Source organism: Acinetobacter proteolyticus (genome assembly GCF_000367945.1).
GTDB classification, from domain to species: Bacteria; Pseudomonadota; Gammaproteobacteria; order Pseudomonadales; family Moraxellaceae; genus Acinetobacter; species Acinetobacter proteolyticus.
The window spans coordinates 218,067-240,651 of sequence record NZ_KB849177.1 but is presented as its reverse complement, the minus strand read 5'-3'; the positions used below and the strand labels follow the sequence as shown (position 1 = coordinate 240,651).

The following is a 22,585-nucleotide window of genomic DNA, read 5'->3' as shown; positions in this document are numbered from 1 at the left end:
AAGAACATCCTCATTTAAAAACAATAAATCTTAAATTGAGCAATATCATACAGACTTATCACTCAACCAACATCAAATTAATTATAAGAAAGCAACAAATAAGTGAATTAAACCAGCAAAGAAACCAGTTACTCCACCCAGTACAATCAAGATCCACTCATCTTCTTGGAACGCAGGACGCAATAGGTTCTGGAACTCTTTCGGTGTTAGTTCACGGATGCGGTCTCTAAACATTTGAAAGATCTTCTGCGCGCGACTTGCATTCAGAGCTGGGTCACATACTGGTCCCATGGTAATTTCAATTGAGCGATCAATCAAGTCGGTCTTGAGTCTAGCATACTCTCTTGGCCCTAATGATAGCTGTAATGAGGTTCTGACCAATGGAGTTTCCATGATTTCATTGATATGACGCTTGACAATACGACGTGTTTTGTCTTTTTTACTGCCATACATCATTTCAGTCATAATCGATTTCAAGGTGATTAAATCTTCAGTTACCACACTGGCAAATACATCTGAAACCTCTTCCTGACGCTTCATAAATGCGCCTTGAACATTATAGGTTCCAATCTTCAAGACGGGCACAATCCAAGGAAATTTACGGTCTTTGGTCAAACGGAAAATCTGCGGGTAGCGGATATAGTGCGGTTCAATCGGGTTAAATACCATCCAGATGGCAATCCAGTTGGTTAAAAAGCCCCAAATGGCAGCCCAGAACGGAACGGTCCAGTGCCAAGGCACCACGAACCAGACGATCATTTGGAAAATACCAAAGAACATCCCGATTAAGGCACTGATATGCCAAATAAAGTTAATTTCCTTTTGACCGACTTTCAGGAACATGCGCACCATCAAACGGCGATCACCTTCCATTTGACTGACGACCATTTCACGCATATCTACCAGTGACTCGACGTTCATGGTCAGCTCAGTCACTAATTCCCTTAAGGTATTTGGCAACTGTTTATGTGCTTGTGCATAGATACGGCGTTTAATCGAATAAGGCAAGTTTTCCCAGAGTACCGCATTACGATCAATCATCACTTCATCAATCAGATGCTCAAGCTCAAAACCAACTTGTTCACCGATGATCATGGCCATGTCTTCAGGATCCATTGCCTCTAAAAACTCACGCAATGAACCCAGTTTAGATAATGTATTATCGGTGATAATGCCTGAAATACGTCCAGCTTTACGTGGCACAATCCCTTGCCAACCTACAGGTAGTGGTCCTAAATGGAATCCCCAAAAGTTGATTGGGTAGAAAACCATTTTCAATGCCATCCATACGTGCGCCCATGTTACAAAGGCGGTCACAGGGATGATACTCAAGACTGCCAGATGGTCAGGTCGATTTAGGAAAATCTGCCACAATTCATTGACGTAATCAAACATGCATGACTCTCTGAATTATTGATACATGATGGCCTATAAAAGGATGAACGTTAATTTCCTCTTATAAACCAAAACTTAAGGTATAAGAAAACTGAAGGACAGGTTCTGATTTTTTCACAGTATTGCCATTTCCATCTTCAATTTTTTCGCGTACCCCGGCGCCAACACTAAATGTGCTGATACGCTCGCTATTCAACCAGACATAAGCAAGATCGGCACCGACACCCAAATTGCCCTTTTGTTTACCACCATAGTTCTTACTGTCTAAATGTCCCGCATATACACCAAGGTAATAACCATTTTTATCTGTACCAGTTAAATAGTACGGATAACGAAATCCAACCTGCCCACCCGGCTCATTGTCATCATTCAGAAATGCCCCTGCTTTGGCATAGGCAATACCATAAGGATTTACCCATTCAAGATTGGCATGTAATAATTTTTTGGTAAAACCGGCGCCCACATTCCATGTTGAAACGTTTGCATCTTTTAATTTAGGCTCAGGCTTAAACGGATTTTCGTCAGCATGGGCAAAACCTGTAAGTGTTAAAACCGATAATAAAAGGCAAATTTTTCTCATTATTTTCTCCATTTTCCCTAAGAGTGTATTGGAAAATCCTATTTCAAACTGTTTGTGACTTTAACAGAATTATTTTGCTTCTAATATACAAGACCATACAATTTTAATGTCTGCAAAGTCAAAAACTGTCGCAGCACCTTTTGCATGATTTGTTGAAAATTCTACAGTATGATCATGCAACTTACGTTAAAATGCGTAGCCTTTGTATTCTCTCCATTTTGTAATTAAGTCGACACCCTATGAAACAGCACTTTCCTTTAAAAAATATGCAACAAGAAAAGCGCATTTATAAGGGTCGTATCTTTTTTGCAATCTTTGTCGTGGCGATTTTTCTACTTTTATTGATTTGTCGTTATGCATATTTACAGATTGTTCATTACGATGACTTTACAACGGCCTCTGACAAGAACCGAATTCGTTTACAGCCTTTAGCACCTGCGCGTGGTTATATCTACGATCGTAATGGCGTATTGTTGGCTGATAACTATCCTGTGTTTACCGCCACACTGAGCCGTGCCGATGTCAACGATATTGATGACACCATTACTCGTCTCATTCCCATTCTGGGTTTAACCCAAGATGATGTTGACCGCTTTAAAAGCCGTGTCAAAACTGCGCGTAAAACCGAACGCCTTGCGATCAAGTTAAACTTGACTGAAGCTGATATTGCCAAATTCAGTGAAGTGAAATATGCCTTTCCTGGGGTCAAAATTGAAACTCAAATGACCCGATACTATCCGCATGGTGAATTGTTTGCACATGTAATTGGTTATGTTGGTCGTATCAATGATAAAGAACTCAAGTCTATTGATAAGGATTTATACGCAGGAACAAACCTGATTGGTAAAATTGGGGTCGAAAAAAGTTATGAAGACCTGTTGCATGGAACACCTGGCTATGAATCTGTCGAAGCCGATGCTCACGGTAATGTTTTGCGTAATTTAGGTCGCCAAAATCCAGCACGTGGTAATGATCTGTATTTATCACTTGATTATGGTCTACAAACCATTGCAGCACAACAATTGGCAGATCGTCGCGGTGCGATTGTCGCGATGGACCCACGTACAGGTGAAATCCTCGCTTTAGTCTCTAGCCCAAGTTTTAATCCCAACCTTTTCGTGACAGGGATTAGTTCCAAAGACTATAGCGGACTTCGAGACAACCTTGATCAACCTCTCTACAACCGTGCGGTTCAAGGAGCATACCCACCAGGCTCGACCATTAAACCAATGTTTGGTTTAGGGGGGATTCATTATGGTCTTGTTGATTGGAGCACAGCAATTTCCGATCCTGGTTATTTCTCCTTGCCTGGTGATAGTCACCGCTTCCGTGACCATAAGAAGACGGGTCATGGCTCGGTAAACATGCATAAAGCACAAATTGTATCTTGCGATACCTATTTCTATGTCCTGTCTTATCGTATGGGCATTGAAAAAATGAATGACTGGATGCGTCAATTTGGCTTTGGTGAAAAAACTGGGGTTGATTTACCAAGTGAAAGCACAGGTCTCTACCCGAGTCCTGAATGGAAAATGAGAACGCGTAAATCGAAATGGCTAAAAGGTGAAACCATTTCAGTCAGTATCGGGCAAGGGGCATTTACCTCTACACCTTTACAGCTCGCCATGGCGACAGCGATCACAGCCAATAAAGGCTCACATGTCACTCCACATGTTTTAAGAGAAACGAAGGGCGCTAAAAAATTTAGCGTCCACAATGCACCTGATGGCAAAATTAACTTTAATGGTACAGAACAAGATTGGATCAACATGCATGCTGCAATGGTAGATGTCATTCAATCTGGGACAGGTCGTGGCATTAAAGGTGGCTTGCAATATTCAATCGCAGGTAAAACAGGAACAGCCCAAGTCAAAAGTATTGCCCAAGGTAAACGCTATAACGAAGCAGCACTTTCTTCGAGACAATGGGATCATGGCCTATTCGTTGGTTTTGCTCCTGCCGATAATCCTGAAATTGCGATTGCTGTGGTTTGGGAAAATGGTAAGCACGGTGGTTCAGCGGCTCAACTGGCACGTCCAATTTTTGACTATTGGCTAGTGACCCGTAAAAAGAATCCTCTGCGCCCTGCCAGCCATCAAGTCAGTGGTGGTTTAATGACCGCAGGCATTAAACCTGGTGAACTGCCAAGCAACAGCATTGCCACAACGACAACACCGAATAGTCAAGCGGCTTCTACACCCGCCGCTTCATCCGTTCCAGCGTCTACACCTGTCGTGCCGACAGCGGCTGCTCAACCTGCAGATGGAGTCACAGAATAATGAAAAATCAATTACGGATTATTGGGGGAGAATGGAAACGCCGTTTTTTACCCTTTGCCAGTATTGACGGTTTACGTCCTACACCAGATCGTGTCCGTGAAACCTTATTTAACTGGTTGATGTGGGACATTCAAAATGCTCAGGTTTTAGATTTGTGCAGTGGTTCGGGTGCATTGGGTTTTGAAGCACTTTCTCGTGGGGCTGCCAAGGTGGTCATGATTGAACCGAATCCAACACAAGCCAAAGTTTTAAAAGACAATATTCGGCTGTTAAAAGCCGAAAATTGCCAACTGCATGTCGCAACAGCACAGCAAACTTTAAAGAAATTAAACTCAAATTTTGACGTGGTGTTTCTTGATCCACCGTATAGTCTGGATTTATGGCAAGAGTTGGCTGAACTCGCTGACCCGATGATTGCAAACCATGCTTATATTTATGTGGAAGCAGATCGAGATTTGTCTCAGCTCACCCTGCCTCATACTTGGCAGAAAATTAAAGAGACTAAAGCTGGTCTAGTCCGAGCAGGTCTATATCAAAAAGTCAGTTAAAAAATTCGCAACCAGAAAAATCGAATCAATTGCCCACGGTCAAAAGGAAAACTGGACAAATATTCATAGCCAATTCGATTGGTCTGGTTCAACTGGTACATCATGCCATAACCAACTGAAATCGAAAAATCATCCAGTGACAGGCTGGTGGTATCGCCTGTCAACATCTTATGATTAAACTGATTGGTTTGATAAGCTGTATAGTTATAGACTCGCCAACGCTCATTTTGAAAAAATTGATTATGCAAAACTGAATATGCTGTTTTCATTTCAGGATAAGCAGCATCAAACATGTGTTCGGTATCTTCACTCGGCTCTGCAAAAAAATCGTAGTCATCCGCATAGGTTCCAGCAGAAAGACTGATCAAAGAACAAAAAAAGAGAATGTACTTAATACGCATAACAAGATGTGCTGATGATACCCCTCTTTAGCATACCGCCAAAAATCATTTTTATGCTTGATACACAGTGATTTCAGGTGAATATTTAACCACTCTCTGGAGTTTTATTTTCATTTTTAATTCGAATCTATTTAATTTTTATCCAATCAGGTGTGAACAATAAAAAAAGATTAAATTTTATCGTGTTAGACATAAATAATTAATTTATAAAATCCACCTTATATACAATAATAGCACCTTTAAAATTCTACTCTCTCGATCATGAAACTTTTGTTCCTGCTCATTGCCACCGTGAGCTTATCTGGTTGCCTATTTGGAAAATCTAGCGAGCTAAAACGCGCTGAAAAACTCCTGCAAAGTTTTCAATGTCATAACATTGAATCCAATGAATTAGCGACCTCTTCTATTTCTAATTTTTATCAACAATCATTGGCAGCCAATAAAGACAAAGCAGCATCTTATATTGAAGAATATAAAAATGGTGAAGATCTCTTTGACATTCCGCTCGATGAAGTTGTACAACAAAAATATCAATTATATAAACAAGCATGTCAGGCACTCGGTGGTGTGGCTACTCCTAAAGAAACAATCACGGTAACGACCACAGAGTAACAGCAATAAAATTTGCCTGACTGTATTTAGGATACAGCATGATCGAACAACAACTGAGTTTAAAACATTATATTGCACTAGCAATTGTGCTTCTGGTGGCTGCAATCGCTAGTATTCAACCGCTTGAGTTTGAAGCTTATTTATTACACCAAGCGGGTACCGTATTGATGTTGATTGCCCTCATCGTCACGATGAAAAAAATTGGCATCAGTTTTTATAGTTTTTGTCTCTATCTGGGCTTTCTTCTCATCCATATCTTAGGTGCACACTACCTCTACTCGTATGTGCCCTATAATCAATGGATCATCTATTTTTTTCATTTTGACTTGAATCAGAGTATGGGTTGGTCACGCAATATGTATGATCGACTGGTACATTTTGCCTACGGTTTATTGCTCTATCCATTTTTTTATCGCTGTTTCCAAGTCTGGTTACCGACCGCTAAATCTTTGACCCTATTCCTACTGGTGATTCAATTCGTTATGGCATCGAGCATGTTCTATGAACTGATCGAGTGGTGGATTGCAATCGGTTTATCCCCTGAAGATGCAGAGAACTATAATGGTCAACAAGGAGACGTCTGGGATGCGCATAAGGACATGTTCCTTGCGACCATCGGAGCACTGCTGATTGGGATCATCCAACTTTTCAAAGAAAAAACGCCTATTCAAAAATAGGCGATCTTCTTAGTAGCAATCATAATTAAATAATAGAATGTTGCAGTGCTACGAGCTGATCTAAAGGATCAGCTTTTATGGTCTGAGCATAATCCAGATTGGGTAAATCAGTATGACTGGACTGACTGATTGAAGGCGTACTGTTCTGCCCCGCTAGTAATTGATCCAACACAGTGTCCAATTGATTTGATGCAGGCTCAGAAGAGGACAATAAGGTATTTAAACTCGGTTTCTCAATGCTGGTCGATTCAGAAACGGGTTCAACTTGCTGGGTTTGTAAGGCATCCAAATCAACCGTATCGGCCAAAGAGGCTTTTACTACAGGTGCGACTACATTAAAACTAAACGCATCACTCGCTTCACTAATATTCCCAGCTGCGTCAGTCAGGGTTAAGGTGATTTTATGCGCCCCTACACTCAAATCCTGCTTAATTTCAAAACTCCATCTGCCATTATCCCCGACTGTTACCGTACCAATCGGTTGACCATTGTCATAAATCGTCAGAACCGTTTTTGCTTCCCCTACACCGGCTAAAGTCGGTTTGGTATCATCAGTATCACCTCCCGCCGCGATCGCCCCTTTTACCGCGCCAACATCATCCATCACGGTTTGCAAAATAGGTTTATTCGGCGCAATGGTATCTTTTGTTCCGACCACATCAAACGCATCGGAACGGTTCCCTGCAGCATCAATGATATAGACTTTACCTACATTTTTATCGGTTAAAGCCGATGATAAAGTAATGCTAAATTTTCCATCCGCACCCACAGTACCTGAACCATACAGCGTTTTCCCATCTGCACTTCTAATTTCAATTTTAGTATTTGCTTCTGCTGTACCTGTCACCGAATCACCTGCTGCATTGATTTCAGCAACAGCTTTATCTGGTGCAATGCTGTCTTTCCCAGCAGTAATCTCCAGTGGCTTGGACTGGTTGCCAGCAGCATCTTCTACAATGATGGTTGCTTTTTTATCTGTGGCTAATGCAGGTGAAAGTGTAATCTGAAATTTACCCTGCGCATCTGTGACTCCGCTGCCAATGATTTTTCCATCTACATCTTTAATTTGTACCTTGCTATTCGCCTCGGCTCGACCTTGAATTGAGGAACCCTCCTTATTCACATCCACAAAAGGTTGATCTGGCGCTAGTGTATCTTTTCCAGCAATCACTTTAGACGGTGTCGATTTATTTTCGGCTGCATCTTCAGCGACAACCGTCCCGCCTTTCTCACTGGTTAAAGCCGGTGAAACTTTTATCGAGTACAGTCCCTCTTTATTCGCGATCACGCTACCCAATAGCTTGCCATCTGCATCATAAATCGAGACTTTGGCATTGGCTTCTGCCTTGCCTGTAACAATTGTGCCATCTGCATTCAGTTGTGCTGTCGGAGCATCGGGTGCAATGGTATCTTTATTACCCGTCACGACAGTTGCTTTAGAAGCATTCCCCGAAGCATCAATCGCAGTCACGCTCACTTTGCCACCATTGACGAGAGGTTGATCTAATTTAATTGTAAAGTTTCCTTCGGCATCAGCTTGAGTGGTTGCAATCACTTTCCCCGCAGCATCCTTAATTTCGATTTTGGCCTTCGCTTCGGTTTTACCCGTAATGGTTTGTGTATCTGTACCCAAATTTGCTGTCGGTGTCGCTGGTGGTGTTATATCAATCGGTTGGTTACTACTTTTATTTTTATCGTCATCATCATCTTTTACTGCCCATAAATACACACCTTCTGCAACTAAAGCAGCCAAACCGACTTTCCATAATTGGGATTTACTAATCGCAGAATCATGATCCACATTTTGAGACTGAGAAACTGATGTAGTAACTGCATCAGTATACGCAAATTGCGTCAATGAGGACGCTGGGGCATAACGAACAAATTTCCCTGAATCATCAAACTCTGCGACTGCATAAGTGCCATCCTCTTTTACGAGTGCTAGGCTGTGTTCGGTTAGATTGTCATCACTATAGAAACCACTAACAACAATCTTTTCACCATTTTTTAGTGTAATGACAAGATCATTACCTTGCTTGATCATGGATTTAATATCGGCTTGATTTACACCCATCTGTACGATCGAAGGCTGGTCTAAAACCACACTTTTTAGTTGTGCATCTTGTAGGATATTCGAGTTTTTCTTTGAAAAAACAACGACTCTTGTCATTATTATGCTCACTTATCAATTATATTTTTAAATAATTCTTCGATTAATGAATAATTAAGTAATTCATCTTGCAGTTAAAATATCAAATGATTGATATGACTACAATCTCTTCTATCAGAAGTTTTGTCATGTTTGTTTAATTCACCAAATGTTCAAATCCAGCCAAAAATTTTCACAGAAATCAGCAGGAAGGCACATAAAAAACCAGCCATATAGGCTGGTTTTCAAGATCATTTTACAGTTCCAATCATTAGAATTTTGGATCACGCATTTGGACCAATGTACTGTTTGCCTTTGCCAGACTATCTGTAATTTTGTTCATAACAGTAGGAATCAAATTCTCTGCCATTTGAGCGGCCTGCAGACCAAGCTTCTCACCAAAAGTTGGGCGTTTACGCGTATTAATCACATAGATATCATGCTTTGGTAACAAGCCTAATAGATATTCATCCGAAGTTTGCAACTTATCTACCAAGTTCAGTTCACGGGCATCTTCACCATACCAATGCTCACCTGTTGCGACTTTAGCAACATCAAGTTGAGGACGATATTTTTCAACAAAATGTTTAAATAAAGAATGGGTTTGCTGCAATTCTTGTTCAAACTTGGCCTTTCCTTCTGGGGTGTTTTCACCAAACATAGTGACTGTACGTTTATACTCACCTGCTGTATACAGCTCAAAATCAACATTGTGCTGCTTTAATAAACGATTGAAATTTGGCACTTGCGCGACCACACCAATCGAACCAACGACAGCAAAAGGCGCAGATATAATTTCATTGGCAATACATGCCATCATATAGCCGCCACTTGCAGCAACCTTGTCAACACAGATGGTGACATTAAAACCTGCATCACGTAATCGAACCAATTGAGCAGCTGCCAGACCATAGCCATGTACCATGCCACCTGGACTTTCTAAACGCACTACCACACGGTCATGTCCAGCTTTAGCAGTCGCTAAAATCAAGGTAATTTCTTCACGAATGGTATCTACGGCAGAAGCTTGGACATCGCCTTTAAAGTCGAGGACATAGATTTTTTGATCATTCTTTTTGCGGATCTTGGCTTCTTTGGAAAGTTGTTGAACAAGTTGCAATAATTCCAAACGAGATGCTGTGGTTTGCGCAATTCTTTTTCTTTGTTCATTCACACGCGCATTGAGATGACTAATACGAATTTCAGCAGGAAACTTAGGTAAATGGAATAACATGAAGTGTATGCTCTATAAGTTCGGCGTTATTCATCTAAGATGTGGTCTGCTCAATAAAAATTCAATAGCGATTTTGCAAAATAGATTCATTTTCATTTATATAAATAAAAAGAGCCCTTAGGCTCTTTTATTAGATCGAGAAATTAACCAAAACGACCTGTAATATACGCTTCAGTCAACTGATGGTCTGGTTGGGTAAACACTTTTTCAGTCGAGTTCACTTCAATCAAGTCACCCAAATGGAAATAAGCTGTACGGTCAGAGACACGCGCCGCTTGCTGCATTGAGTGGGTGACGATTGCAATGGTGAATTGTTCAGACAATTCTGAGATTAATTCTTCAATTTTTGCGGTCGCAATTGGATCGAGTGCCGAACACGGTTCATCCATCAAGATTACTTCTGGACTCACGGCAATAGTACGTGCAATACATAAACGTTGTTGCTGACCACCAGACAAGCCCGTACCTGGTTGACTCAAACGATCTTTGACCTCGTCCCATAAACCTGCTTTACGCAAGCTGTTTTCCACGATTTCTTCTAGGTCATATTTGTCACGCGCCAAACCATGCAATTTCGGACCATAAGCAACATTGTCAAAAATTGATTTCGGGAATGGGTTTGGTTTTTGGAACACCATCCCGACTTGCGCACGCAATAACACTACATCAAGGTTTGGATCATAGATATCTTGATTATCTAAAGTTACCTTACCCGTCACCCGGCAGCTATCAATGGTGTCATTCATACGATTTAAGGTCCGCAAGAATGTCGATTTACCACAACCTGATGGGCCAATGAATGCAATCACTTCATTTTGGTAAACATCAAGATCAATTCCTTTGATTGCCTCAGTTTCACCATAGTAAACATGAACATCTTTAGTACTGATTTTTACTTCACTGGTTTTTGGCTTTTTATTTGAAGAAGCCGTTTCAAACTGAGAGACAAATGCAGTATTTGATTGCTGAACTTGCGCTTCAGATGACGTAAATTCTTTTTGCTGTGGATTCACTGATTTATCCTTTTCTACGGCGTTCATAATATCAATCGTATTCATTGTACTCTCCTCAATTACCAACGCACTTCAAATTTCTTACGGAGCCAAATGGCAAGGCTATTCAAACCAATCATTAACGCTAGTAACACAATAATCGCTGCTGCAGTACGTCCTTCGAAGAAATTACGTAATTCATTACCTTGCCATAAATAAACTTGTACTGGCAATGCTGTCGCTTGATCGAGTGGTGTTGTCGGCACGCTTGCAACGAAAGCGCTCATCCCGATTAGAAGCAATGGTGCAGTTTCACCTAATGCATGTGCAACCCCAATGATCGCACCTGTCATAATGCCCGGTAACGCCAACGGTAATACATGATGAAAAATGGTTTGTACTTTCGACGCACCTAAACCCAAAGCGGCTTGGCGGATCGAAGGTGGAACTGCTTTTAGCGATGCACGAGTCGTGATAATCACTGTAGGCAAGGTCATTAAGCTCAGAACCAAACCACCGACCAAAGGTGCTGATAATGGCAATTGCATCCAGCCAATAAAGATTGCAGCACCTAATAAACCAAACACAATCGAAGGAACAGCAGCCAAGTTGTTGATGTTGACTTCAATAATATCCGTCATCATGTTCTTTGGTGCGAACTCTTCAAGATAAATTGCACTCGCAACACCAATTGGAATCGAAATCACAATCACGATCATCATCATGAATAATGACCCCATGAATGCGCCGGCTAAACCACTGGTTGCAGGTGAACTACGAGAATCTGGGCTAAAGAACAAGTTGGTGTTGAAGGTACTTTTAATAATTCCTTCCGCTTTTAACTGATCTGCAAGTTGACGTACTTCTGGTTCGAGTTGTTGCTGATCATCTGGCAAACTACGATCAATATTACCTGCTAACCAGACATCTATATTGGCGTCGGCTAAGAATTTAATCTCTTCCTTGCTTCCAATCAGTGCGGGGTTTTTAAGCACCATATCACGCAAACGGTATGCTTCAGAACTGGTGTATAAACTGCTGAGATAATCACGTTGAGACTCTAATGCTTTATTTTTAGCGACAATGCCATTTACGATCAAGGCATCCCAATCCACCATCCCCATTTCAGTTTGCCAAGCGACCATGCGCTCTTCAAAGTGAGCTGGAGTTTCACCTGCTGTTTGTTTTGGCTTCGCCCCAACATTAATGATCGCAGGATCAAAATAAACAGGAACTGTAATACTGCTTTGCCAAAAAGCAGGCAGACCTTTCGCCAAGATACTACCAAATAGTAAGGCAACAAATGCCAGCGCGATCACAACCGCCGAGATACCTGCAAAGCGAAAGGTTTTTTCTTTACGATGACGCTTAGCCAAAGAACTTTGGATCTTTCTTTTACGCTGCTCACGTTGTTCAGCAGCTACTTGAGGATCCAATAGGTTCGGATCCAGAGGAGATGTATTTGATGAACTCATTCGTATTGCTCACGATATTTACGCACGATGTACAGTGCAATAATGTTTAGACCCAAAGTAATCACAAACAGCGTTAAACCAAGGGCAAATGCCACCAGTGCTTGCGGGCTGGCAAAGTCAGTATCCCCCGTTAATTGCTTCACAATCGTGACGGTTACTGTTGAAACTGCTTCAAATGGATTTGCATGCAACAATGGACTGTTCCCTGCTGCAAGCACCACAATCATGGTCTCACCCACTGCACGGGATACGGCAAGCAAAAATGCACCTGTAATCCCTGGTAAGGCAGCAGGCAATACCACTTGACGAATGGTTTCTGATTTGGTTGCACCTAGGCCCAAAGAACCATCGCGTAATGCGCGAGGCACCTGAGTAATGATGTCATCAGACAATGAAGAAACGAATGGGATAATCATAATCCCCATCACAAAACCTGCGGTGAGTGCACTGGTCGCATTAATATTGATACCAACACTTTCACCCACCATTTTGAAGAATGGACCAATCACCATTAAGGCAAATACGCCATAAACGATGGTTGGAATTCCCGCCAAAACTTCAATCGCTGGTTTTGCCCAAGAACGCAATCTTGGCGATGCATATTCAGCCAGATAAATCGCAACCAACAAGCCAATCGGCACCGCAACTAATAATGCGATACCACTCACCATTAAGGTTCCCCAAATCAGCGGTAAGATACCGTAACTACCTTCTGCATTTCCTGAGGTGCTAAAACCTGGATTCCATTCGGTACCAAAAAAGAAATCAACTGGACTCACAAAATGAAAAAAGTGTAATGCTTCTCTTAACATCGATAAAACAATACCGATTGTTGTCAAAATTGCGACACCAGAACATAAGATCAAAGCAACATTAATGGTTTTTTCGACTTGGTTACGTGCACGGAACTGTTGGCTCACATGACGTTTTGCCCAAACTAAACCCGCCAGTCCAGCACTAATCACCACTGCAAGTTTTGCAAATGAACCAATGGTCTGGAATTTAGCAAGTTGTTGTGCTGCTGCAACTTCATATGCTGCTGGCTGATCTGTTACCCCGAAACCAGACGCAATGGCTTGCACTCGACTGGTTAAAACATCACGGCCTGCTGCATCTAAGGTCGAGCTTACAGATGCAGGAATATTATTGAAAATAATATGTTGTAAAATACTTGGTTCAACCAAATTCCAAATAATCAAAATTAAAAAAGCAGGAATACCACACCACAAAGCAACCAACGCCCCATAATATCCTGGACGAGAATGTAGTGTTGCTGAGTTATTTCCCTTACCTGCTAGGTTACGGCTTTTACTCAGCCCGATTTGATATGCAATTGCCACAAGGGCTAATAACACACCGATAAGTAGCAGATTCATGTAATCTCCACTGTTTTCTCAATTTTCATGATTTGAAAAAACTTAGCTAGACAAAAAGGCTGATGATCCAACGTCTCACCAGCCTCCCTTTTAACAATATTACTTAACTGATTTACCTGCTTTGAAATCAGCTAGGATTTTTGCGCGTTCTTTGTCGCTTAAAGGAATCAAGCCCGCTTTTTCTAATTTAGAACCTTTACCAGAAATTTTCTTGTTTAAGAAAAATTCTGTGTATTGTGGTAAGCCTTTGATTGATTTCAAGTGCTCGCCTTTCACGTAGAAGAACAATGGACGTGAAACAAGGTAGCTACCATCCAATACTGTTTTTTCTGATGGAGTCACACCGTTTACAGTTGCTACACGTAATTTATCGCGGTTTGAATCATAGAAACCTAAACCAAATACACCGACTGCATTTGGAGATGTTTTCAAGCGCGCTAAAGTTTCAGTATAGTCACCCGCAATTTCAATCACACGACCATCTTTACGGAAAGTTGAACATGCTTTCTTTTGATCATCTTTGCTTAAAGCTTTGTAGTAATCAAATGCTTCACAACCCGCATCAACCATTTTCTCTTGGAAAACTTCACGCGTACCGTGGTTAGAGGCAGGAATAACTAAAGTGATCGGCTCATTTGGTAATGATTTATCGATTTGGTTCCAAGTTGTATATGGGTTTGGAACTAATTTACCATTTGAAGGAAGCTGTGCAGATAATGCAGTAAATACATGTACTGGCTTTAATTTATACGCTGCTTTTTTAACGTTTGATGCAAATACGATACCGTCATAACCGACTTTAATTTCTTGTACTTGGTTTACGCCAGATTTTTTACATGCATCAAGTTCTGTGTCTTTAATTTGACGAGAAGCATTTGCGATGTCGATGGTGTTATCCCCTACACCTTGACAGAATTGCTTCAAACCACCGCCCGTACCACCTGAACCAACAACCGGTGCTTTGAACTGTGGGAATGTGTTGCCAAACTCTTCAGCAACAATACTTGCAAATGGTAATACAGTAGATGAACCAGCAATTTGAATCGTATCACGAGCTGCATTTGCAGTCGTTGCTACAGTTGCCCCAGATACAGCTAATGCAATTGCGATGTGACGTGGATTTAAGCGCATTCTGTTTTCTCTCATTTATGCAATTTGGTTTACAACTCTTTTTAAGTTAAGTGTTGTACTTTGGTTAACTGCATTTTGAGCAGATAATATGACAATTAAGTGACAACTTTATGACGCTTTTGTGATAGCCATTTCTTAAGCTCAATTTTTAGAAAATTATTGGTCATAAAGTCATATTTTCTGCTTTATTTTTTGCAGCTCGGAACTCTATTACACTCAGAAAATAACATTTAAATATTGAATTTTATGAAATTTAAAAGAACACTCGCTCATTCAGCTTAACAAAAAGCATCTTGGGCAGAGCAACCAGTTTATATATGTTTTATGACAATTCCCTATCAAAAAGAACAGATACAATGCTAAATCCTGTCATCATTGAAACACAAATGCTGATTCGTAAACCGGTCCACAGCGTTTTTGAAGCATTTATTGATCCAGAAATTACCTCAAAATTTTGGTTTAGTTCAGCAACAGCGCCACTTAAACAAGGAAAAACGGTTGAATGGACTTGGGAAAAATACCAAGTTTCGACAAACGTAACGGTCGCAAAAATCATTACCAATGAATTGATTCAGATTCAGTGGGGCGAACCGAGCAGTACGGTTGATTTCATCTTTGAAGCGATTAATGACAATCAAACCTATCTCAGAATTCAAAATTATAATATCCCCTTACAAGGCGATGAGCTAATTGCCTTTATTATTGATAATACGGGTGGCTTCACCACCGTCGTAGATAGTTTGAAAGCCTATTTAGAACATGGAATCCAACTCAATCTGGTTCAGGACAAGTTTCCACCCTTCTAGATCAATACAACATCGATGCAATAAAAAAAGGCACATTGCTGTGCCTTTTCTGATTTAAAGATTGGACTGTGCTTCGGGCAGAACCAATATTTTTTTTCGGTACTTAAAGACATACATCGCCGCTAAAATCGCCAGCCAGATCGGTCCGAGAATAACAGCCAGACGCATATCTGGGGTCATCGCCATAATAATCAAAATAAAGCAGACAAAGCTGATGGTGAGATAATTACTCCATGGGCTCCAGATGCTTTTAAATTTAGTCTGATGTTGTTTCAGGCGCATTGCTTTATTAAATTTCAAATGGGTGACGGAAATCATTAACCAGTTAATCACCAGTGCCGCAACCACCAGCATCATGAATAACTGAAAGGCTTCACCCGGAATTAAATAGTTGACCAACACACAGACCGCCGTGACCGAAGCAGAGACAATCGCCGCAGGTACTGGAATTCCTCGCGCATTCACTTTTTTCAATATCGCAGGTGCATTACCCTGTTCGGCCAAGCCATGCAACATACGACTATTACAATAAATACAACTGTTATAAACAGAAACCGCTGCAATCAACACCACAAAATTGAGGACATTGGCAACCCCATTACTATTCAAAGACTGGAAGATCAATACAAAAGGGCTGCCCCCTTCCGCCACCATATTCCACGGATAAAGACAGAGTAAAATTCCGATTGCACCGATATAGAAAATCAAAATACGGTACACAATCTGATTCACCGCCTTAGGAATGGTGGTTTCAGGATTTTTGGTTTCTGCCGCGGCAATCCCGATCAGTTCAAGCCCACCAAAGGCAAACATAATCACAGCAAGCGCCATAATAAAGCCGTGCGTGCCATGTGGAAAGAAGCCCCCGTGTTGCCATAAATTGGCAATACCCGCTTGTGGACCCGCAGAACCAGAAAGCAATAAATAAGCACCAAAACCGATCATACTTAAAATCGCAACAATCTTAATGCAGGAGAACAGAAATTCGGACTCACCAAAGAATCGGACATTGACCAGATTAATAGCATTAATCAGTACAAAGAACACCAAGGCAGTCAGCCATGTGGGCACGTCTGGCCACCAAAATTGAATAAAGGTCCCGATGGCACTTAGTTCAGCCATACTGACCAACACATACAGTACCCAATAATTCCAGCCCGACATAAAGCCTGCCATGCGGCCCCAGTATTTATTGGCAAAATAACTAAATGAACCACTCACGGGTTCTTCAACCACCATTTCTCCTAAATGGCGCATAATTAAAAAAGCGATCACACCAGCAATCGCATAACCTAATAAAATAGAGGGTCCTGCCAGTTTGATGGTTTGTGACAGCCCCAAGAATAATCCTGTCCCAATCGCACCACCTAGTGCAATCAGCTGGATATGCCGATTGGACAATCCTTGTTTTAACTCATGTTTATTGTTTACATCCATCATGTTATCTCCAATGTGTGTGTCACATCCTGTACACCTTTTTATACAGCGTATGATTCGAAGCTCAGCATGAAGCTCCGAATCTGATTCGCTCTCGTATCAATTTATGAATTTGAAGATTTTCCAATTGCCTTCTGATCAGAAGGAAATTGCTTTTTTACTGGGTAATGCTTGGGAACGTTGTTTTAAGATTTCATAGCCTCGATCGCCATAATCAAAGCGTGCAATCACTGACGCAAATTTTTTCAAACTGGATGGTGCATCCATGGCTGGGAGTTTAAGTTCAATAAAGGTCATTCCGTCGAACTGATGCATATTCTCCAAAACCTGCTTTAACTGCCCTGCGGTTTCTACCACGCAGCTTTTATAGTCTTGGCTACCGTTAAAAACATGTGGAATCTCACAATATTTCCAGTCCTGAACATCGTTATAAGCAGCGTTCTCACCCATGATCAGACGTTCAATGGTATAGCCACCATTATTGAGTAAGAAAATAATCGGTTTCAGGCCATGACGGATAATGGTCGAAAGCTCCTGTACGGTGAGCTGGAATGAACCATCACCAATAAATAGGATTTGACGGCGTTCAGGTGCAGCCAACAAACTACCGAGTAATGCTGGCAAGGTATAACCAATCGAACCCCAGAGTGGTTGAGCAATATATTTTGCTGTTGCTGGTAGCTTTAACCCCGCCAAGGCTGAGTTAGAAGTCCCGACTTCACCGATAATCACATCATCATCTTTAAGAAAGCCCGCAATATAACGCCACAAAACATCCTGACTCAGCTTTTGCTGCTCAGGCACCTCGAGTATCTGTTGTGCATGCTGCTCCAACATCGGCTGGCTTAACTTCCGTGGTGCAACCTTCTTATTCAGCTCCACCAGAAGTTGTCCAATTTCGATGCCGGGGAAATCCTGTCCAAAAATCGTCAAACCATAAGGTTTGATTTCAATGTAATTTTTAGTGGCAATTTGATGGGTAAACACCCCAGTTCCGACATCAGTAAAACGCACCCCGATGCCCATCAAGCAATCAGACTGCTCAATGGTCTGACGCACATGCGCTTGGCTTGCGCCACCGACATAGGTTCCCACATAACGCGGTGAACCCTCATCCATAATATTTTTAGCGGTCAGCATACTGGCAAAAGGAATCGAGCATTTTTTGGATAAATCATCCAGTAGTGAGGTAATCCCAAAAACAGAGGCTTCATTATCAATCAGCAACGCTGGTCGCTTAGCTTGCGCAATCACCTCACACAGTTTGGTGACTGCGCTTTGTAACAGCTCAGGCTCAACCCTTGGATAAGATAAATCGAGTGAACGATCTGTCACTTCAATTTTGACGTGAGTAATATCCGATGCCAACTGGATATGTACAGGTCGACGTTCAAGGAAACATTGACGTAACACACGGTCAATTTCAGAGGCGGCATTGGCTGGGGTTAGACGGGTCTGTGCAACAGTGAACTCTTTCATGCAGTTCATGATGTTGTCGTAGTTACCATCTACCAGAGTGTGATGAACCAGAGTTCCTTTCTGCACCACATGTAAAGGCGGAATCCCTGAAATATGCACCACTGGTACATTCTCAGCATAAGCACCTGCAATGCCATTAATCGCACTTAAATCACCGACCCCATAGGTCGTTGTCAAAGCAGCAAAACCGTTGATGCGTGCATAACCGTCAGCAGCATACGCCGCATTTAATTCATTACAATTACCAATAAATTCGAGTTGGGCATCTGCCTCAACTTGTTCGAGATAAGAAAGATTAAAATCACCAGGTACACCAAACAGATGTTGGATACCCATTTGTTTTAGACGAAGATTTAAAAAATCACCGATTTCTATGAACATTGCTCTACATCCTTTCAAGTCAATTTTTTATTCCATAGAAAAATAATATTTCATCTACCTGTTAAATTTCGTGCATAATAAAAACGCATTTTAATAAAAATACAATATTTGTGTATCATAAAAGGATTTTATGCAATGGATAAGTTCGACTGGCAAATCATTCAGGCCCTACAAAAGAATGGACGGCTCACCAATCAGGAAGTTGGAGATTTAATCGGTTTATCGGCATCACAATGTTCCAGAAGACGACAGTTACTGGAGCAAAAAGGCGTGATCTTAGGTTATGCCGCCCGCATCCACCAACAAGCTTTAGGCTTGGAGGTTACCGCGATGATCCACATTAACTTACGTATTCACGAGGCTAAGTCACAACAGGCCTTTCAGGACTTAATTGAAGCTGAGGATAATATTCAAGATGCTTTTTCAATTAGCGGCGATGCTGATTTTATTTTAAAAGTCGTCGCAGAAAATCTGGAACAGCTGTCCCAATTCGTGACAGAGCGACTACTGTCTTATGGTTTTATTGGCCATATAAAATCATACATTGTGTTAAAAAAAATCAAAGAACAGAATCACTTCCTCAGCAAATCCAAGGGCCACAGCTATCATCCAGCCACTTAGACCCCGTTTTAAGCAGCACCATGCATAAAAACAAAAAGGCGGATATTAGATCCGCCTTAAAAATATGAAAGTTTAAATTTTATTGATATGCACAGTTTGTCCTACTGTATTTTCCAGCAAACCTTCCATACCAAACTCAGCACCCACACCCGACATTTTCCAGCCACCAAACGGTGCATGTGGAACAATCTCTGCATGGGTATTCACCCATGCAGTGCCGCATTGTAGTTGTGAAGCGTAGAACTGTGCAGCTTTTAAATCAGAAGACCAGATTGAACCACCTAATCCAAATTCACTGGCATTGGCCCGTGCAATTGCATCATCAATATCACGATATTTTAGAATCGGTAACACGGGGCCAAACTGCTCCTCTTGTACCACTCGGCAGCTTTCATCCAGTCCAGTTAAAATCGTTGGTGCAATAAAATAGCCTTGCTCAGGCATCGTCTGATCACCCGACAGCGCCTTGGCACCTTGCTCAAGCGCATCGGCAATTAAAGCTTTTACTTTTTGATATTGCAGCTGATTTTGCACAGGTCCAAAGGTAGTCTCTGCAGCCATGCCATCTCCAACATTTTGGGCATTGGCAATATCAGCCAGTTTTTGTGCTAGCGCGTCATATTGGCTTTCGTGCACATATAAACGTTTTAAAGCAGCACAGGTCTGCCCAGCATTTAAAAATGCCACGTTAAAAATTCGCTTGGCTATTTGATCAAGATCGGCATCAGGTAAAACAATCCCCGCATCATTGCCACCCAGCTCTAGGGTCAGGTGTTTTAAGGTTTTTACCGCACCTGACATAATATGCTGACCCGTCTTGGTCGAACCTGTAAAAACCACCTTGGCGATATCAGGGTGGCTCGATAACGCCTCACCAACGTCGCCCTTACCCAGCAAGATTGAGATCACACCCGCAGGTACTTCTTGTTGAATAATTTCACAGAGTTTTAACGTCGCTAAGGGGGTAAATTCAGATGGTTTATTAATCACCACATTGCCCGCACGCAAGGCAGGCATGATATGCCACACCGCAATCATCAACGGCCAGTTCCACGGCGTAATCGAAGCCACCACACCTAAGGGCTGATAATGACGTTCAATTCGTTTCTGTTCACTGTCTTCAATAATATCAACTGGCATGTCTAAACTTGCAGTATAACGTGTCCAGCCAATCGCACCCTGCACTTCCATTTGTGCCAATGCCAAGGGTTTGCCTTGCTCAAGGACAATCAACTCTGCCAAAGTTTCGGCATGTTGTTCAATCCCATCCGCAATCTTATTCAGTATGCTTTTGCGTTCCTCATGAGAACTGTGTTGCCAAGATTTAAAAGCTTGCTTTGCTGCCTCAATTGCTTGATTGACCTGTGCAATCGACGCCTGTGCACATTGCGCTGCAACAGCAGCTGTTGCAGGATTGATAATCTCAAGTTCACCTGCTTCACCGAGACAAGATTGACCGTTAATAATGAGTTTAAATTGGTTTTGCATATTCAAATGTTGCATGCCTTGTTCCTTCTATTCATTGTAATCATGATGTTTTGCCTGATCCGACCTCAGCTCTAGGTCCCAAGTGCAAAAGTGATGACATCTATCCATCAAAATATTGAGCATCTATCACTACAATATGGAATTTGTGCATCACAGTTTATGCATAATTATTTCTGATTTAGATTAAAGATGCACAGTTTGTGCAGAACAGTGACAATTTTCTACCTTGGCATCATAAAAAACCATCGTAGAGACGCTGGACAGAATGCATAAGAGCAGCAAGCCAAATGCGCACCCTTATACAATGCCATCTTAGCTTCAGGAACCACATTAAAAATTCCAGTTTGGCTTCTATGTTCTAAAACTTATAACACTTCATTCAATTAATTGAAATTTCTTAGAACAGCTGGCTTCGCTATATTCAATACCAATGAGCCAGAAGATAAGAAGATGAATAGCAAAGTGATTACAACGTTTAAGCATACGGATTTACCTGTACACATGACCTTTTCAGAGCATGATTGGCAGCTACTTGCTCAGCACTGGTATCCGATTGCACTCGCCCGTGATATTTCAGAGCAACCAACAGCAGCCATGTTGCTGGATATGCCATTGGTTATTTACAAAATGGGAGATGAACTGATTGTTGCAAAAGATGTTTGCCCACATCGTGGGGTTCCTCTTAGCTTAGGCCGCCATGACGGGCAAGGCATTGTGTGTCGCTATCACGGATTACGCTTTGGACATGCCGGCAAATGCAATCGGATTCCCGCACATCCGCAGCATAAAATCTCAGAGCGCTTTCATTTGAAAACCTATACTGCCACTGAAAAGTATGGGCTGGTCTGGTGTTGCTTAGCAGCTCGCCCTGATGATAACCCTGTTATTCCTGAGATGCCCTACTGGGAAGATTCAGACTACCAACAACTGGTATGCCCATATGTTGATTTAAATTGCTTTGCCGGTCGGCAACTGGAAGGGTTTATTGATGTCGCACATTTTGCTTGGGTACATCCTGATACCTTTGGTGATCCTGATGATGTTGAAGTGCCAGACTATGTAACCACTGAAACCAGTTATGGCTTTGATGCAGATTATATCAGCAGTGTCGGACGCTATCCGATCGGGACAGCACAACGTGGGCAAGATAATTTTAACTGGCTCAGACATTTTGAAATCAGTCTGCCTTTTACTGCCACACTGACCATTCATTTTCCGAATCAAAGTAAACAGGTGATCATGAATGCGGCCTCTCCTGTAAGCGCACGACAAACTCGCCTGTTTGCACCAATCTGCCGTAATTATGATAAAGATTTACCTGTTGAGGATGCTTATGCATTCAATTTACAAATTTTTGAAGAAGATCGACTGATTGTTGAAACCCAGAAACCTGAATATCTCCCTCTAGATTTATCGATGGAAGCGCATTTTCCAGCAGACCGTAGCTCAAGTATGTATCGTCGACTTTTAAGAAAAATGGGATTCAATGCTATTTTTGCGGCCTAGCTGACTCATACATTCAGT

Annotated in this window: 19 protein-coding genes; 7 read left to right on the top strand and 12 right to left on the bottom strand. The window is 41.7% G+C overall.

What is annotated here, in order from left to right; translation table 11 throughout:
• Window positions 1-81 precede the first annotated feature (81 nt).
• The gene (locus F993_RS18510) at window positions 82-1,395 is read right to left on the bottom strand and encodes a DUF445 domain-containing protein (RefSeq protein ID WP_004652140.1); all 1,314 of its coding nucleotides are present in this window, start codon (window positions 1,393-1,395) and stop codon (window positions 82-84) included.
• A 61-nt stretch (window positions 1,396-1,456) separates the two neighbouring features.
• A complete protein-coding gene (locus tag F993_RS18515; RefSeq protein WP_004652139.1) occupies window positions 1,457-1,975 on the bottom strand; it encodes a hypothetical protein in 519 nt (172 codons plus the stop codon).
• Between the two features lie 239 nt (window positions 1,976-2,214).
• Here F993_RS18515 and mrdA point away from each other — a divergent pair, with 239 nt between their 5' ends.
• Together mrdA and rsmD are read left to right on the top strand one after the other, a co-directional pair.
• Complete coding sequence (mrdA, locus tag F993_RS18520) at window positions 2,215-4,254, top strand: penicillin-binding protein 2 (RefSeq protein ID WP_004652137.1); 2,040 nt, start codon at window positions 2,215-2,217, stop codon at window positions 4,252-4,254.
• Window positions 4,254-4,802 (top strand): 16S rRNA (guanine(966)-N(2))-methyltransferase RsmD, encoded by a 549-nt coding sequence (gene rsmD / locus F993_RS18525; protein ID WP_004652136.1) that lies wholly within the window; start codon window positions 4,254-4,256, stop codon window positions 4,800-4,802. The genes mrdA and rsmD overlap by 1 nt, the downstream gene beginning before the upstream one ends.
• Here the strand turns inward: rsmD and F993_RS18530 are convergent.
• Window positions 4,799-5,203 carry a hypothetical protein gene (locus F993_RS18530; RefSeq protein ID WP_004652135.1) on the bottom strand — a complete coding sequence of 135 codons (405 nt, stop codon included), beginning with the start codon at window positions 5,201-5,203 and terminating at the stop codon, window positions 4,799-4,801. The genes rsmD and F993_RS18530 overlap by 4 nt on opposite strands.
• Window positions 5,204-5,464: 261 nt before the next feature.
• On the opposite strand from F993_RS18530, the gene F993_RS18535 reads away from it, so the two are divergent.
• Both F993_RS18535 and F993_RS18540 read left to right on the top strand, forming a co-directional pair.
• Window positions 5,465-5,815, top strand: a complete 351-nt coding sequence (locus tag F993_RS18535; protein ID WP_004652134.1) for a hypothetical protein — start codon at window positions 5,465-5,467, stop codon at window positions 5,813-5,815.
• 38 nt (window positions 5,816-5,853) lie between these two features.
• A complete protein-coding gene (locus tag F993_RS18540) occupies window positions 5,854-6,492 on the top strand; it encodes a DUF2238 domain-containing protein (protein ID WP_004652133.1) in 639 nt (212 codons plus the stop codon).
• Window positions 6,493-6,517: 25 nt separating this feature from the next.
• Here the strand turns inward: F993_RS18540 and blp2 are convergent, their stop codons facing one another.
• From blp2 to F993_RS18570, 6 genes are all read right to left on the bottom strand, one after another.
• Entirely contained in the window at window positions 6,518-8,662 is a 2,145-nt protein-coding gene (gene blp2 / locus F993_RS18545; RefSeq protein WP_004652132.1) for an Ig-like repeat protein Blp2, read from the bottom strand.
• A gap of 250 nt (window positions 8,663-8,912) precedes the next feature.
• Entirely contained in the window at window positions 8,913-9,875 is a 963-nt protein-coding gene (gene sohB, locus F993_RS18550; RefSeq protein WP_004652131.1) for a protease SohB, read from the bottom strand.
• 143 nt (window positions 9,876-10,018) lie between these two features.
• Window positions 10,019-10,933, bottom strand: a complete 915-nt coding sequence (pstB, locus tag F993_RS18555; RefSeq protein WP_004652130.1) for a phosphate ABC transporter ATP-binding protein PstB — start codon at window positions 10,931-10,933, stop codon at window positions 10,019-10,021.
• A 14-nt stretch (window positions 10,934-10,947) separates the two neighbouring features.
• Complete coding sequence (gene pstA / locus F993_RS18560; protein WP_004652129.1) at window positions 10,948-12,342, bottom strand: phosphate ABC transporter permease PstA; 1,395 nt, start codon at window positions 12,340-12,342, stop codon at window positions 10,948-10,950.
• Window positions 12,339-13,718 (bottom strand): phosphate ABC transporter permease subunit PstC, encoded by a 1,380-nt coding sequence (gene pstC / locus F993_RS18565; protein ID WP_004652128.1) that lies wholly within the window; start codon window positions 13,716-13,718, stop codon window positions 12,339-12,341. Before pstC ends, pstA begins: the two co-directional genes overlap by 4 nt.
• A gap of 99 nt (window positions 13,719-13,817) precedes the next feature.
• Window positions 13,818-14,849, bottom strand: a complete 1,032-nt coding sequence (locus tag F993_RS18570) for a substrate-binding domain-containing protein (protein WP_004652127.1) — start codon at window positions 14,847-14,849, stop codon at window positions 13,818-13,820.
• A gap of 356 nt (window positions 14,850-15,205) precedes the next feature.
• Between F993_RS18570 and F993_RS18575 the strand changes: the two genes are divergently transcribed.
• Window positions 15,206-15,655, top strand: coding sequence for an SRPBCC family protein (locus tag F993_RS18575; protein ID WP_004652126.1), 450 nt, complete (start codon window positions 15,206-15,208; stop codon window positions 15,653-15,655).
• Between the two features lie 54 nt (window positions 15,656-15,709).
• On the opposite strand, the gene F993_RS18580 is transcribed toward F993_RS18575, so the two are convergent.
• Both F993_RS18580 and F993_RS18585 read right to left on the bottom strand, forming a co-directional pair.
• A complete protein-coding gene (locus tag F993_RS18580; protein WP_032812304.1) occupies window positions 15,710-17,092 on the bottom strand; it encodes an amino acid permease in 1,383 nt (460 codons plus the stop codon).
• A 138-nt stretch (window positions 17,093-17,230) separates the two neighbouring features.
• Window positions 17,231-18,952, bottom strand: coding sequence for an alpha-keto acid decarboxylase family protein (locus F993_RS18585; RefSeq protein WP_004652124.1), 1,722 nt, complete (start codon window positions 18,950-18,952; stop codon window positions 17,231-17,233).
• A gap of 135 nt (window positions 18,953-19,087) precedes the next feature.
• On the opposite strand from F993_RS18585, the gene F993_RS18590 reads away from it, so the two are divergent.
• Window positions 19,088-19,573 (top strand): Lrp/AsnC family transcriptional regulator, encoded by a 486-nt coding sequence (locus F993_RS18590; RefSeq protein WP_004652123.1) that lies wholly within the window; start codon window positions 19,088-19,090, stop codon window positions 19,571-19,573.
• Window positions 19,574-19,645: 72 nt separating this feature from the next.
• Here the strand turns inward: F993_RS18590 and F993_RS18595 are convergent, their stop codons facing one another.
• Window positions 19,646-21,076 (bottom strand): aldehyde dehydrogenase family protein, encoded by a 1,431-nt coding sequence (locus F993_RS18595; RefSeq protein WP_004652121.1) that lies wholly within the window; start codon window positions 21,074-21,076, stop codon window positions 19,646-19,648.
• Between the two features lie 435 nt (window positions 21,077-21,511).
• Here F993_RS18595 and F993_RS18600 point away from each other — a divergent pair, with 435 nt between their 5' ends.
• Entirely contained in the window at window positions 21,512-22,567 is a 1,056-nt protein-coding gene (locus F993_RS18600; RefSeq protein ID WP_004652120.1) for an aromatic ring-hydroxylating oxygenase subunit alpha, read from the top strand.
• Window positions 22,568-22,585: the final 18 nt, after the last annotated feature.

Bases quoted from the DNA above. Each gene is read 5' to 3' on its own strand.
- pstB (WP_004652130.1), bottom strand. From the start codon at position 10,933: ATGAATACGATTGATATTATGAACGCCGTAGAAAAGGATAAATCAGTG.
- F993_RS18570 (WP_004652127.1), bottom strand. From the start codon at position 14,849: ATGCGCTTAAATCCACGTCACATCGCAATTGCATTAGCTGTATCTGGG.
- F993_RS18540 (WP_004652133.1), top strand. From the start codon at position 5,854: ATGATCGAACAACAACTGAGTTTAAAACATTATATTGCACTAGCAATT.
- rsmD (WP_004652136.1), top strand. From the start codon at position 4,254: ATGAAAAATCAATTACGGATTATTGGGGGAGAATGGAAACGCCGTTTT.
- F993_RS18600 (WP_004652120.1), top strand. From the start codon at position 21,512: ATGAATAGCAAAGTGATTACAACGTTTAAGCATACGGATTTACCTGTA.
- F993_RS18510 (WP_004652140.1), bottom strand. From the start codon at position 1,395: ATGTTTGATTACGTCAATGAATTGTGGCAGATTTTCCTAAATCGACCT.
- F993_RS18575 (WP_004652126.1), top strand. From the start codon at position 15,206: ATGCTAAATCCTGTCATCATTGAAACACAAATGCTGATTCGTAAACCG.
- mrdA (WP_004652137.1), top strand. From the start codon at position 2,215: ATGAAACAGCACTTTCCTTTAAAAAATATGCAACAAGAAAAGCGCATT.
- blp2 (WP_004652132.1), bottom strand. From the start codon at position 8,662: ATGACAAGAGTCGTTGTTTTTTCAAAGAAAAACTCGAATATCCTACAA.
- F993_RS18580 (WP_032812304.1), bottom strand. From the start codon at position 17,092: ATGGATGTAAACAATAAACATGAGTTAAAACAAGGATTGTCCAATCGG.
- F993_RS18595 (WP_004652121.1), bottom strand. From the start codon at position 21,076: ATGCAACATTTGAATATGCAAAACCAATTTAAACTCATTATTAACGGT.
- F993_RS18590 (WP_004652123.1), top strand. From the start codon at position 19,088: ATGGATAAGTTCGACTGGCAAATCATTCAGGCCCTACAAAAGAATGGA.
- pstA (WP_004652129.1), bottom strand. From the start codon at position 12,342: ATGAGTTCATCAAATACATCTCCTCTGGATCCGAACCTATTGGATCCT.
- sohB (WP_004652131.1), bottom strand. From the start codon at position 9,875: ATGTTATTCCATTTACCTAAGTTTCCTGCTGAAATTCGTATTAGTCAT.
- F993_RS18515 (WP_004652139.1), bottom strand. From the start codon at position 1,975: ATGAGAAAAATTTGCCTTTTATTATCGGTTTTAACACTTACAGGTTTT.
- F993_RS18535 (WP_004652134.1), top strand. From the start codon at position 5,465: ATGAAACTTTTGTTCCTGCTCATTGCCACCGTGAGCTTATCTGGTTGC.
- F993_RS18585 (WP_004652124.1), bottom strand. From the start codon at position 18,952: ATGTTCATAGAAATCGGTGATTTTTTAAATCTTCGTCTAAAACAAATG.
- F993_RS18530 (WP_004652135.1), bottom strand. From the start codon at position 5,203: ATGCGTATTAAGTACATTCTCTTTTTTTGTTCTTTGATCAGTCTTTCT.
- pstC (WP_004652128.1), bottom strand. From the start codon at position 13,718: ATGAATCTGCTACTTATCGGTGTGTTATTAGCCCTTGTGGCAATTGCA.